The organism is Dickeya oryzae (assembly GCF_020406815.2).
In the GTDB taxonomy this organism is placed as follows: domain Bacteria; phylum Pseudomonadota; class Gammaproteobacteria; order Enterobacterales; family Enterobacteriaceae; genus Dickeya; species Dickeya oryzae.
Genome location: NZ_CP162670.1, coordinates 2635053 through 2648935, shown reverse-complemented (window position 1 = coordinate 2648935; position 13883 = coordinate 2635053). Strand labels below are relative to the sequence as shown.

Sequence of the window (13883 nt, the reverse complement as noted above, 5' to 3'; positions counted from 1 at the left end):
GATAACAGGATAACAGAATGACTGGCGGCACAAGCCGCCGTTGGTTAGAAAATCTTCTCTTGTACTACCCAGACTGCCGCTTCTACGCGTGAGCGCAGCTTCATTTTTTTCAACAGGTGTTTGACGTGTACTTTTACCGTACTTTCGGTAATCGTCAACTTGCGGGCGATCACTTTGTTGGGCAACCCTTGGGCTATCAGCTTCAGAATGTCTTTTTCTCGCGGGGTCAATTGTTGGATATCACGGGTATCCGTGCTGCGTGTCTCGCGCAGGCTGGCTGCCAGAACCGGCGTCAGGGTATCACTGAGCACCATTTTGCCTGCGGCGGCCTGGTGAAGTGCGACCAGCAGGTCCTCCGGCTCCATATCTTTTAGCAAATAGCCATCGGCTCCACTTTTAAAGGCGCTGATCACGTCTTCTTCATGGTTCGACACGGTAAATACCACGATGCGCCCGGATAACGAGGTTTCCCGCAGGCGGGCCAGCGTTTCCAGCCCGTTCATGCCCGGCATATTCAAATCCAGCAAGATCAGGTCCGGGTCGAGCTGTTCTGCCAGCGTCACACCCTGTTCCCCCTCACTGGCCTCACCGACCACACACAGGTCTGGCGCCATACTGAGTAGCTGTTTGACGCCATTGCGTAGCATCGGATGGTCATCAATAAGCAGTACGGTAGAGGCGTCATTAGTCATGGTTTTCTCCTGATAATACGGGGGGCTGGCGAGAGTCGGCCTGAAAACGGACATACACTTCCGTGCCGCCGGAAACAAGACGTTGAACAGTACAGTCGCCGTGAAGGCTTCGGGCGCGGTCGCGCATGATGATAAGACCATAGTGGTTGGTACGACGGTTGTCATCACTGATACCGATGCCGTTATCACGCACACGCAGCTCGATATACCCTTGCTGTTGACTCAGGGTAATGCTGGTTGCCGTCGCCTGTGCATGTTTATAGGTGTTGCTCAGTGCTTCACGCACGATCTGCAACAGGTGGATCCCTTGGTGGGCAGAGACGGCCTGCGGTGGCAGTTGGTAGTTCAGTACGATGTTATAGCCGAGCCGTTGATTGAACTCCTCCACGGTGGAGCGTAATGCCGCCAGCAGGCCCGATTCTGACAGCTTCAAACGGAAAGTGGTCAGTAATTCACGTAACTGCCGGTAAGCGGTATTGATTTCATCGCGCATGGCGTCCAACTGCTGTTGTATTTCTGGTGTCAACGCGGTGTGCTGCATTTGCAGGCAACTAACCTGAATCTTCAGACAGGAGAGCGACTGGGCAATCGAGTCGTGTAACTCCCGGGCGATGGTGGCGCGTTCTTCCATCAGCATCAGTTGTTGTTGATGGCTGGATTGCCGTTCCAGTGCCAGTGTGCTGGTTAGCTGCTCCAGTAACGTATTGAGCAACTGGTGTTGGTCGGGGGTCAGGTGTTGGTGAACCGGCAGTCGTGCCAATACCACACCGTAGTGACCGAGCTTGTCATGCAGATTCCAGCTTACCGGTTTGCCTTCATACGTCATCCGGGTTGAAAAGTGCGCACAACGCTGACAGGCGCTGTCCGGGCAGGTGTCCGGGTTGGGAATGACGGTCAGGCTGGAAGGGGTGACATGTGCCTGATGGTTATCCTCATACAACTGTAACTGAATGCCGGTCAGCGGCATCAACGCGCTGAGTTCATCCAGCACCGGCAGCAGGCGGCTACACAGCGGTGCATTGGTATGTAAGCGGCGACTGGAGCGATAAAGAAACGCCAGCGTGTCATTTTTTTGTTGCAAATCAGCGGTTTTTTCGATTACACGCTGTTCCAGGTCGCGGTACATCGCCGACAATTCATCCGACATGTTGTTTAGCGCTTGTGCCAGCGTGCTCATTTCATCCTGACCGTGCGGGGTCACCCGCTGGTGAAATTCACCCTGACCGATGGCTTGAGCCATCGACAGCAACTTACGCCAGGGGGTCAGCAGCCGGTGACGCAGATAGAAAAAGGTGAGCACCAACAGCGACAGCATGATGACGATAAACATGCGCTGTACCAGCGTCACCAGCCGCAGGTGCGCTTCTGTCTTCTGGTCGATAGCCAGTACCAGCGCGTCCAGATGGTGGACAAAATCCGCGACGGCGTCGGCAGCATCCGCTGGACGTTCTGCCTGACGTAGACTTGGTTTCAATTGATCGGCCCAGTAACGTTGCAGCGTGGTGAGTTGCTCGCTTAGCCCCTCGCGTATGACTGCCTGACGCAGGTCGTTGTCGTTTTCATCCCGCTCCAGCTCTTGCAGATAATGGTCGCTGCCCGCGCTAAGCGGCACCATCGACAATAACCGGTAACTTTGCATGCGCAGAGAACCGGCTTTATTGATGGCGTGTGCGTTGCCCTGAATGCTTTGTGACATCCAGCTTGATATCGCCATGCCAGCAATACCCAGCAGGCCAAGCAGTAGCATGGACAACGCCACCTGATTGACCAGTGAGAGTGGAAGCCGAAAGCGTCTTAACATGAGGGAAACCGCCTGTGACGAAAGTGGAAACACATGTGTATGCTAAAGAATAGATTGCGGGTCAGACAGGTTACCTTAATTCCGACCGGTGCCGCTTAGCTATCGTGGATTCAGTGTCGAAATCCATTCATGCCACACCACGGCATTTTTTCTTATTTCCAGAAGTAACCCTATACCCACAAAGGGTTACTCCACAATTTCCATTGGTAGGTAGTGATGAGTACCGTGACGGAGTTAATGGTCATAACATGATGAAACGACACCATTAACTGGTCATAGCGACTTACCTATTTGGGAGAGGGTGTTAAATCAGCGCATTTTTTTACCCAACAAGCTGTTGATGTATATCAAGTTTGCTTCGGTCATACCCTCTAATGTGGCGCGTAGTGATAGGGGTATTTTTCTGACCGAGGCTTGTTATGACGCAGTCAACCATTACGCCAGGTGCTTCACGGCAGACTGTTATCCGGGAATGGCGCCCGGAGGATGTACAGTTCTGGCAAAAACAGGGGCGTGGTATCGCGCAACGTAACCTGTGGATTTCCATTCCTTGTCTGTTGTTGGCTTTCTGTGTCTGGATGTTGTTCAGCACAGTGGCTGTCAATTTGAACAAAGTCGGTTTCCATTTCAGTACCGATGAACTGTTTATGCTGACGGCATTACCATCGGTATCCGGGGCATTATTGCGGGTACCGTATTCATTTATTATCCCGCTGGCAGGCGGACGCCGCTGGACCACCTTCAGTACGCTGATTCTGGTGATTCCGTGTGTGTGGCTGGGGTTTGCCGTGCAGGATCCACAGACACCGTACAACGTATTTATCATTATTTCGCTGCTGTGTGGATTCGCTGGCGCTAACTTTGCTTCCAGCATGGCGAATATCAGCTTCTTTTTCCCGAAAGCACAGCAGGGTGGTGCGCTGGGGTTAAATGGCGGGTTTGGCAATCTGGGCGTTAGCGTGATGCAGTTACTGGTACCGGTGGTGATCTTTCTGCCAGTACTGAGTTTCACGGGTAAAGGCATCGTTCAGCCGGATGGCAGCCAGGTCTGGCTGCAGAATGCGCCCTGGGTATGGGTGCCGTTGTTGCTTATCGCTTCGGCGGCGGCCTGGTTCGGTATGAATGATCTCTCCACCGCCAGAGCGTCACTGCGTCAGCAGTTGCCGGTACTGAAACGCGCACACCTGTGGATCTTAAGCGTACTGTATCTGTCGGCGTTCGGCTCGTTTATCGGTTTTTCCGCCGGTTTCGCTATGCTGTCGAAAACCCAGTTCCCGGATGTGGTAATCCTGCATTACGCCTTTTGCGGCCCGTTGCTTGGCGCGCTGGCGCGTCCGGTCGGCGGCATGCTGTCGGACCGCTTCGGTGGTGTGCGGGTGACGCTGATTAATTTTGTGTTGATGGCAATCCTGTCACTGCTGCTGTTCACTGCACTGCCGGGTCAGAATCAGCCGGGTTCCTTCCTGATGTTCTTCGGCATTTTCATGCTGCTGTTTTTGACAGCCGGGCTGGGAAGTGGCTCCACCTTCCAGATGATCGCGGTTATCTTCCGTGGTATGACGATGGAAAGGGTAACGGCCGAAGGTGGTGATACTGAGGAAGCACAGCGTAGTGCTGTGACCGATACCGCCGCAGCGTTAGGGTTTATCTCCGCTATCGGTGCTATCGGCGGCTTTTTCATTCCGAAAGCGTTTGGAACATCGCTGGCGCTGACCGGTTCACCCGCCGGCGCGATGAAAATCTTTGTGGTGTTCTACGTTGCCTGTGTGTTGATCACCTGGCTGTGTTACGGACGTAAAGCCCGCGCGTAGTCCAGCGGGTGATGAGACCGAGCCGGTGAGATGTCCCGGCTCGGTGTATTCAACATGACGCCTTCCCGCTTTTCTGCCTGGCTTCTATCGGGCATACGTCAGTTCGATTTACTGCTTGTTTCCTCGTTCTTTTTTCTGCTCGTCCGCCAGTCGCTGTTCCGCTTCTTGATAGGCGCTGTCCATTTGTTTAATCAACGCCGCCTGATTCACCAGCGGGTGGGGGTCTCCTGGTTTGCGTGTTTTCAGGCGTTCTTTCGCTTCCGTTAACCCGGTATTGAACGGGTGGGCCGTGAGGTGGACCATGATTGGATGCTGCGGGTCGGTAATCAGGCGTTTTATCCGCTCAATGCTGGCGAGGTAGGCTTCGGCCTGCCGGGCGTTTTCTATCGCATTCAGCCCCATTCCTCCGATGGTGATGGCCCGATAGGTCTTGTCGCCATCGTTGACGTCAAAGGCGTAAGAGGTCGTTCCCCAGGTATGACCGGGGGTGGCATAAGCGTAAAACGTCGTATCACCGACCGTGAAGGCTTGCCCGTCATGCGCCACGATATCGGCGTGGTCAAGCATTTTCCAGGGATGGGGAGTGTGTTGCGATTGTTTGGCACCCTCTAGTGCTTCGTCCCAGCCTGGCTGTGTCATAACAAATCGAGCCTGACTGAGGGCTTTGATCTTATAGGCTCCACCGACATGGTCAAAGTGTCCGTGTGTCATCAATACCAATTTGATATCCGCCGGATCAACGCCAACCTGACGGATGTTAGCCAGTAATTGATCGACATAGGGTTCATGCAAGGTATCGATCAACACCGGGCCTGCACTGGTTTTGACCAGCCAGGCGGATACCCAGCACACACCAACGAAATAGACATTATCGAACGCTTTATACGGTGTAATCGCCTGGGCCTGTGGATCGTTTAACCAACGGTTCAGGTCTGGTGGCATACGCCCGGTGCGGCCGAACTCGGCAAAACGCGCGTTAATGGCGTCGGATGGGCAACCTGCCAGTGATGATGCGGCGGCGGCGCTGGAAGACGGCGACGTTTGTGCCAGCGTGGCGGTGACCGGTGTGGTCAGCAACCCGAAGGTAAAATACAGAGCAAGGTATTTCTTAAGCATAATCAGTCTCATAGGGTTATTTTGGATTATTGATGATTATTATTGCTTCCTGAAATGAACGAATAAACCCTAGAATCAGCCATAGTTTGTTGCATATATCGCTCAATAGGGGCGCTATGGATCGTCTTATTGCGATGCAGGTATTTGTGGCGGTGGCAGACTTGGGGAGTCTGACCGCAGCGGCGAATAAACTGGATATATCGCGTTCAATGGCCACACGTTACATTGCCGCACTGGAACACGGGTTAGGGGTGCGGTTGCTGCATCGCTCAACCCGCAGTCTGGGATTGACCAGCGTCGGTAACGACATGCTGGTGCGCTGCCGTCAGATTTTAGCGTTATCTGAGGACATGGCGGCACTTTCCAACAGTGGTAATACGGAACCGCACGGCGTGATCCGGGTCGCAAGCAGTGTGTCGTTCGGGCAGTCTTATCTGGCGCACGCGCTGGGACGCTATCGCGCTCGTTACCCTCGTACCACAACCGAGCTGATACTGACAGATCGCGCCATCAAGCTAGCGGAAGAGCGTATCGATCTGGCGGTAGACGTGACGAACTCACCGGATCCTAACCTGATTGCCAAACCGCTGGGGCGCTGTGCATCGGTGGTCTGCGCGTCACCGGATTATCTGGCGCACCATGCTCCACCGGCCACGCCGAACGATCTGGTACGGCATAATTGTCTTAACCATATCCGTCTTGGGCGGGAATGGCGCTTTACACATCGGGAGAGCGGGGCGCAGCACCGTGTTATGGTGTCAGGACGCGTGGTGGCCAATGACACGCTGGTGCTGCTGACGGCAGCCCGGGCGGGCGAGGGGATCGCCTGTTTGCCGGAATTTGTCGTGCGTGCCGGGCTGAATGCCGGAGAGCTGGTGCCGCTGCTGGGGGATTACCAGACACAGACGCTGGGTATTTACGCGTGTTACATGTCGCGGCGTCATATGCCTGCTACGCTGCGCACACTCTTGGATTTTCTGGTGCAGGATTTATCAGCAGCAGACTGATGCTGGATGAATCAGAAGCAAACAGGAGGTAAAACGCCCGGCTAGGTGGCCGATGGCATTCTACTACCTCCAAAGAGTCTCCATGAGCAAATGTCACCTGACCTTATCATTTCAGTCCTCAATATTTCCTTTTTTATCAGTTAATTAACTGACTTTTTCCCAATACCACCAAGGTGGTATTTTCCCGACTCCCACCACAAACCGGCTCCTGAGGGCTTGATCGCTGTCAATTCTGATACTTATTCAGTTGGCTACCCTGCACCGTAGTGAGCAATACCCACGTGTACTTCTATAACGACAGGAACCGTCAGGTTCCGCAGCAGGAGAGTCCGGATGAGCAAATTTCTTGACCGGTTACGCTATTTCAAACAGGTGGCCGAACCGTTTTCCGGTGATCACGGCCAGACACTGAATACCAACCGTGACTGGGAGGATGGCTACCGTAGCCGCTGGCAACATGACAAAGTGGTGCGTTCGACGCATGGCGTCAATTGTACCGGTTCATGTAGCTGGAAGATTTACGTCAAAAACGGGCTGGTCACCTGGGAGACGCAACAAACCGATTACCCCCGCACCCGGCCTGATCTGCCGAACCATGAACCGCGCGGCTGCCCACGCGGTGCCAGTTATTCCTGGTATCTCTATAGTGCGAACCGCCTGAAATACCCGATGATGCGTAAGCGCCTGATGAAGCTGTGGCGTGAAGCGCGTCGTCACCATGCTGACCCGGTAGATGCCTGGGCGTCGATTGTTGGCGATGCGAATAAAACGAAAGAATACAAGCAAGTCCGTGGCCGTGGTGGTTTTGTCCGTGCCGACTGGCAGGAAGTGAATGAGCTGATTGCTGCCGCTAACGTGTATACCGCCAAAACCTTTGGCCCGGACCGGGTGATTGGCTTCTCGCCGATCCCGGCGATGTCGATGGTGTCTTACGCTGCCGGTGCCCGTTACCTGTCGCTGATGGGCGGGGTGTGCCTGAGTTTCTACGACTGGTATTGCGACCTGCCGCCCGCCTCACCGCAAACCTGGGGCGAGCAAACCGACGTGCCGGAATCGGCCGACTGGTATAACTCGTCGTACATTATTGCCTGGGGTTCCAACGTACCGCAGACCCGTACTCCTGATGCGCATTTCTTTGCTGAAGTCCGTTACAAAGGCACCAAAACGGTCGCCATTACCCCGGATTATGCCGAAATCGCCAAACTGTGTGATCAGTGGTTGAACCCGAAACAAGGTACTGACAGCGCGCTGGCGCTGGCAATGGGCCACGTGATCCTCAACGAGTTCCATCTCAAGCAACCGCGTCAATATTTCACCGACTATGTGCGCCGCTATACCGACATGCCGATGTTGGTACTGCTGGAACCGCGTGCCGATGGCAGTTACGCCGCCGGGCGTTTATTGCGTGCCGCCGATCTGGTGGGGAATCTGGGCCAGCAAAACAACCCGGAATGGAAAACCATCGCGATTGATGAAACCACGGGCGAGCTGGTAGCGCCGCAGGGTTCTATCGGCTATCGCTGGGGTGAACAAGGCAAATGGAATCTGGAACAGCGCGAAGGGGGCTCCCAGCGTGATGTTAACCTGCAACTGAGCTTGCTGGGCCACCATGACGAGGTGGTGTCCGTCGGCTTCCCGTATTTTGGCGGTGCAACCAGTGAACACTTCGCCAGCGTCGCGCTCGATGAAGTGCTGCTGCATCAACTGCCGGTGAAACGCCTGACGCTGGCTGATGGTCAGGAAGGGCTGGTGACCAGCGTCTTTGATCTGACGCTGGCTAACTACGGTGTGGATCGTGGCTTGAATGACGCACAATGTGCCAGTGATTACGATCAGGTCAAAGCCTATACCCCGGCGTGGGCCGAGCAGATTACCGGCGTATCACGGCAGAATATCATCCGCATCGCGCGTGAGTTTGCCGACAACGCCGACAAAACCCACGGACGGTCGATGATCATCGTCGGTGCCGGTATGAACCACTGGTACCACCTCGACATGAACTACCGCGGGATCATCAACATGCTGATCTTCTGCGGTTGTGTTGGGCAGAGTGGCGGTGGCTGGGCACACTATGTCGGCCAGGAGAAACTGCGTCCGCAAACCGGCTGGTTACCGCTGGCGTTCGGTCTGGACTGGCAGCGTCCGCCACGTCACATGAACAGCACCTCGTTCTTCTATAACCATTCCAGCCAGTGGCGCTATGAAACCGTCGCACCGCAGGAATTGTTGTCGCCGCTGGCAGACTCATCACGCTTTAGCGGCAGTTTGATTGATTTTAACGTGCGCGCTGAGCGCATGGGCTGGTTGCCTTCCGCACCACAACTGGGTGCTAACCCACTGCGTATCGCCGAACAGGCTGCTGCCGCCGGTATGTCACCGCAGGATTTCACCGTAGCGGAACTGAAAGCCGGTCGTCTGCGTTTTGCCGCTGAGCAGCCGGACAGTCCGCAAAACTTCCCGCGTAACCTGTTTATCTGGCGTTCCAACTTGCTGGGTTCTTCCGGTAAGGGCCATGAGTACATGCTGAAGTATCTGCTGGGTACCGAGCACGGTATTCAGGGACAGGACCTGGGCGAGCAGGGTGCAGTCACGCCGGAAGAAGTGGAATGGCGCGCACAAGGCGGTGAAGGCAAGCTGGATCTGGTCGTGACGCTGGATTTCCGTATGTCCAGTACCTGCCTCTATTCCGACATCGTGTTGCCGACCGCCACCTGGTATGAAAAAGACGACATGAACACCTCGGATATGCATCCGTTCATTCATCCGTTGTCTGCGGCGGTTGACCCGGCCTGGGAGTCGAAAACCGACTGGGAAATCTATAAAGGGCTGGCGAAAACCTTCTCTCGCGTGTGTCAGGGTCACCTTGGGGTCGAAACCGATGTGGTCACGCTGCCTATTCAGCACGACTCGGCCGCCGAACTGGCGCAGCCGCTGGGCGTGAAAGACTGGAAAAAAGGCGAATGTGACCTGATACCGGGTAAAACCGCACCGCACATTATGACCGTGGAACGCGATTACCCGAACCTGTATGCCCGCTTTACCTCACTCGGCCCGCTGCTGGATAAACTCGGCAACGGCGGTAAAGGTATTAGCTGGAATACTCAACATGAAGTGGACTTCCTCAAGCGCCTGAACCGGGTGCAGGAAGAGGGCGCGGCGGCGGGTCGCCCGAGAATCGACAGTGCCATTGATGCGGCTGAAGTCATCCTGTCGCTGGCACCGGAAACCAACGGTCAGGTGGCGGTGAAAGCCTGGGATGCGTTGGGCAAGGTCACCGGACGTGATCACACCCATCTGGCGCACCCGAAAGAGGATGAGAAAATTCGCTTTCGGGATATTCAGGCGCAGCCACGCAAGATCATTTCCAGCCCAACCTGGTCTGGCCTTGAAGACGAACATGTGTCTTACAACGCCTGTTACACCAACGTGCATGAGCTGATTCCGTGGCGCACCCTCTCCGGTCGCCAGCAACTGTATCAGGATCATGAGTGGATGCGTGCCTTCGGTGAAAGCCTGTTGGTTTACCGTCCGCCGGTAGATACCCGTGCTGCTCAGCCGTTGTTGAACAAGAAACCGAACGGTAACCCGGAGAAGGCGCTCAACTTCCTGACGCCGCATCAGAAATGGGGGATTCACTCTACCTATAGTGAAAACCTGTTGATGCTGACACTCAGCCGTGGTGGTCCGATCGTCTGGCTGAGCGAGGATGATGCCCGCGAGCTGAACATCGTCGATAACGACTGGATAGAAGTATTTAACGCCAACGGTGCGCTGACGGCCCGTGCGGTGGTAAGCCAGCGTGTTCCGGCAGGCATGACCATGATGTACCACGCGCAGGAGCGACTGGTGCACCTGCCGGGTTCAGAAATCACTGGCCAGCGCGGCGGTATCCATAACTCCGTGACGCGTGTTTGCCCGAAGCCAACCCATATGATTGGCGGCTATGCCCAACTGGCGTACGGCTTTAACTACTACGGCACCGTCGGTTCTAACCGCGATGAATTCGTGGTGGTGCGTAAGATGAACCGTATCGACTGGCTGGATGAGGACAGCCATGACGACCTGTCTTCCCATGTGCAACCTCATCTGCAGGAGAAAGCCTGATGAAAATTCGTTCACAAGTCGGCATGGTGCTGAATCTGGATAAATGCATTGGCTGCCACACCTGTTCGGTGACCTGTAAAAACGTCTGGACCAGCCGCGAAGGGGTGGAATACGCCTGGTTCAACAACGTGGAAACCAAACCCGGCACCGGTTACCCGCATGCCTGGGAAGATCAGGAAAAATGGAAGGGCGGCTGGATCCGTAAGATCAACGGTCGACTGGAACCGCGCATGGGTAACCGTGTGGGGGTGTTGTCGAAGATTTTCGCCAACCCGGATGTTCCGGCGCTGGATGACTATTACGAACCGTTTGACTACGACTACGCACACCTGCAACGTGCCGGCGAAAGTCGGCATCAGCCAGTGGCACGTCCGCGTTCGCTGGTAACCGGCCAGCGCATGGAGAATATCGAAAACGGTCCGAACTGGGAAGACGATCTGGGTGGTGAGTTCAGCAAACGCTCGCAGGACAAGAACTTCGACGACATGCAGAAAGACATGTACGGACAGTTCGAAAACACCTTCATGATGTACTTGCCGCGATTGTGTGAGCACTGCCTGAATCCGGCGTGTGTCGCTACCTGTCCGAGTGGGGCGATTTACAAGCGCGCGGAAGACGGCATTGTGCTGATCGATCAGGATAAATGCCGTGGCTGGCGTATGTGCCTGACTGGCTGCCCGTACAAGAAAATCTATTTCAACTGGAAGAGCGGCAAATCAGAAAAATGTATTTTCTGTTATCCGCGTATCGAATCCGGTATGCCGACGCTGTGCTCGGAAACCTGCGTGGGTCGTATCCGCTATTTGGGTGTACTGCTCTACGATGCCGACCGCATCGAACAGGCGGCCTCCACGGAGAATGAAACCGATCTGTACGGCCGTCAGTTAGACATTTTCCTCGACCCGAACGACCCCGAGGTGATTGCTCAGGCACAACGTGACGGCATTCCGCTCAGCGTGATTGAAGCCGCACAACAATCGCCGGTGTACAAACTGGCGGTGGAATGGCAACTGGCGCTGCCGCTGCATCCGGAATACCGCACACTGCCGATGGTGTGGTACGTGCCGCCGTTGTCACCGATTCAGGCGGCAGCCGATGCGGGTAACCTGGCGCACAGTGGTGTCTTGCCTGACGTCGAAAGCCTGCGTATCCCGGTGCAGTATCTGGCGAACCTGCTGACAGCGGGCGATACCCGTCCGGTGCTGCGTGCATTGCGGCGCATGCTGGCGATGCGTCACTTCAAGCGTGCGCAAACCGTCGAGCAGGTCACCGATACCAGCGCGCTGGAGCAGGTGGGGCTGACGCCATCGCAGGCCGAAGAGATGTACCGCTATCTGGCGATCGCCAACTATGAAGATCGCTTTGTGGTGCCGTCCAGTCACCGTGAGCTGGCGCGTGAAGCCTTCCCGGAAGCACATGGTTGTGGTTTTAGTTTCGGCGACGGCTGCCACGGTAGCGATTCCTCGTTCAACCTGTTTAACAGCCGCCGCATTGACGCTATCGACGTCACCAGCAAAACCCAGAACATGAGCCGGCGGATGCAGGAGAACAAGTCATGATCAGCCTTCGTGTTATCGCCCGGCTGCTGGAGTACCCGGATGCGGAGCTGTGGCAACAGCGCCAGGACATGCTGGAGGCGCTGGAGCAGGCTGATGAGCTGCCGATGCGCCAAAGCGCGCAGTTGTTGCAGTTCATCGGCGACTTTTATCAGGGCGACCTGCTGGACCGGCAGGCGCGCTACAGCGAGCTGTTTGATCGCGGTCGTGCGCTGTCATTGCTGCTGTTTGAACACGTCCATGGCGAATCGCGTGAGCGTGGTCAGGCGATGGTGGACTTGCTGGCGCAATACCGTGAGGTCGGCCTGGAGCTGGACTGCCGTGAACTGCCGGATTTCCTGCCGCTGTATCTGGAGTATTTGACGTTGCGTGAACCGCAGGCCGCGCGTGATGGACTGCGTGATATCGCGCCGATCCTGACGCTGCTGGCGGAGCGCTTACGCCAGCGCGACAGTGACTATGCCCTGTTGCTGGAGTTGTTACTGACGCTGGCGGCGTGCGAGCCGTCAAGCGACGCGGTGGCGGAGAAAGTAGCGCAAGAAGCACGCGACGACACGCCGCAGGCGCTGGATGCCGTATGGGAGGAGGAGCAGGTCCGCTTTTTGGCCGACGCGGGCTGCGCCCCGGCGCAACAGACTCGTCATCAGCGTCGGTTCGCCGACGCGGTGGCACCGCACTACCTGAACCTTGACGCTTCACCGGTCAAAGGAGATTGCTGATGCATTACCTCAATCTGTTTTTATTCGATATCTATCCTTACATCGCCGGTGCGGTTTTCCTGGCAGGCAGTTGGCTGCGTTATGACTATGGTCAGTACAGCTGGCGTGCTGGCTCCAGTCAGATGCTGGATAAAAAAGGCATGCGGCTGGCGTCTAACCTGTTCCACATCGGCATTCTGGGCGTACTGGGCGGCCATTTTGTGGGCATGATGACGCCACACTGGATGTACGAATCTTTCCTGCCGCTGGACGTAAAACAGAAAATGGCGATGTTCGGTGGTGGTGCTTGCGGTCTGTTGACGCTGGTTGGCGGTATCTTGTTGTTAAGACGTCGGCTGACTAATCCGCGTGTTCGCGCCACTTCCACCACCGGTGACATTCTGATCCTGACATTGCTGGTGATCCAGGCGGCGTTGGGGTTGTTGACCATCCCGTTCTCTGCCCAGCATACGGATGGCAGCGAAATGATGAAGCTGGTGAACTGGGCGCAGGCCGTCGTCACTTTCCGTGGTGGTGCCTCTGCTTATCTGGATGATGTAGCCTTCATTTTCCGGGTACACCTGGTATTGGGGATGACGCTGTTCCTGCTGTTCCCATTCTGCCGTCTGGTACATATCTGGAGCGCGCCGATTGAGTATCTGACCCGCCGTTATCAGTTGGTCAGAAACCGCCACTAATTCAGCCGTTTCTCTGCAAAACAACGCCGCCTGACGACGGCGGCGTTGTCTCTGGGCGACCCATTAGCCTAAATATCACCTATCAAGCTGCTTCAAAATACTTTTTTATCGCTACTCGTCCCGTCTTATCGTCAACGGCTTTCCACCACGGGGTTATCGCTCGCCTCGCTCGTTTTACCCGAAAAGGTTACGTACCCGCATCATTTCCTGTGTAAATGAATTGTAATACACGCGTTGCGTCAGTCTGGTAACGGATTATGTCAGCGGTAATATGATTTCACGATATGAAATGGTTATTTACTAAAATAACAGTCAGTTATCAGTGCATGTGAAACAAAAGAATGATTTCTCTCTTCAGGGGTAAAGAGTGTTAGAAATTTGTTCTGGGTCAATTTTACAG

9 protein-coding genes are annotated in these 13883 nt (G+C 55.3%); 6 read left to right on the top strand and 3 right to left on the bottom strand.

Annotated elements, in window-relative coordinates; genetic code table 11:
* Nucleotides 1–44: 44 nt before the first annotated feature.
* On the bottom strand, nt 45–692 hold the full coding sequence (gene narL / locus LF929_RS11690; protein ID WP_012884498.1) for a two-component system response regulator NarL: 648 nt from the start codon (nt 690–692) through the stop codon (nt 45–47).
* Nucleotides 685–2493: a nitrate/nitrite two-component system sensor histidine kinase NarX gene (gene narX, locus LF929_RS11685; RefSeq protein ID WP_226093547.1), complete on the bottom strand. Its 1809-nt coding sequence runs from the start codon at nt 2491–2493 to the stop codon at nt 685–687. The genes narL and narX overlap by 8 nt, the downstream gene beginning before the upstream one ends.
* A gap of 419 nt (nt 2494–2912) precedes the next feature.
* On the opposite strand from narX, the gene LF929_RS11680 reads away from it, so the two are divergent.
* Complete coding sequence (locus tag LF929_RS11680; protein ID WP_210177645.1) at nt 2913–4304, top strand: NarK family nitrate/nitrite MFS transporter; 1392 nt, start codon at nt 2913–2915, stop codon at nt 4302–4304.
* A 108-nt stretch (nt 4305–4412) separates the two neighbouring features.
* Here LF929_RS11680 and blaCAR read toward each other — a convergent pair whose 3' ends face one another.
* A complete protein-coding gene (gene blaCAR, locus LF929_RS11675; RefSeq protein ID WP_226093546.1) occupies nt 4413–5420 on the bottom strand; it encodes a CAR family subclass B3 metallo-beta-lactamase in 1008 nt (335 codons plus the stop codon).
* 116 nt (nt 5421–5536) lie between these two features.
* On the opposite strand from blaCAR, the gene LF929_RS11670 reads away from it, so the two are divergent.
* The 5 genes from LF929_RS11670 to narI all read left to right on the top strand — a co-directional run bounded on the left by LF929_RS11670 (nt 5537) and on the right by narI (nt 13483).
* Nucleotides 5537–6427 (top strand): LysR family transcriptional regulator, encoded by an 891-nt coding sequence (locus LF929_RS11670; RefSeq protein ID WP_210174948.1) that lies wholly within the window; start codon nt 5537–5539, stop codon nt 6425–6427.
* A 333-nt stretch (nt 6428–6760) separates the two neighbouring features.
* Nucleotides 6761–10531, top strand: coding sequence for a nitrate reductase subunit alpha (locus LF929_RS11665; RefSeq protein ID WP_210174949.1), 3771 nt, complete (start codon nt 6761–6763; stop codon nt 10529–10531).
* Nucleotides 10531–12090 carry a nitrate reductase subunit beta gene (gene narH / locus LF929_RS11660; RefSeq protein WP_210174950.1) on the top strand — a complete coding sequence of 520 codons (1560 nt, stop codon included), beginning with the start codon at nt 10531–10533 and terminating at the stop codon, nt 12088–12090. Before LF929_RS11665 ends, narH begins: the two co-directional genes overlap by 1 nt.
* Nucleotides 12087–12806 carry a nitrate reductase molybdenum cofactor assembly chaperone gene (gene narJ, locus LF929_RS11655; protein WP_226093545.1) on the top strand — a complete coding sequence of 240 codons (720 nt, stop codon included), beginning with the start codon at nt 12087–12089 and terminating at the stop codon, nt 12804–12806. The genes narH and narJ overlap by 4 nt, the downstream gene beginning before the upstream one ends.
* Nucleotides 12806–13483, top strand: coding sequence for a respiratory nitrate reductase subunit gamma (gene narI / locus LF929_RS11650; protein WP_226093544.1), 678 nt, complete (start codon nt 12806–12808; stop codon nt 13481–13483). Before narJ ends, narI begins: the two co-directional genes overlap by 1 nt.
* The last annotated feature ends 400 nt before the right edge of the window (nt 13484–13883 follow it).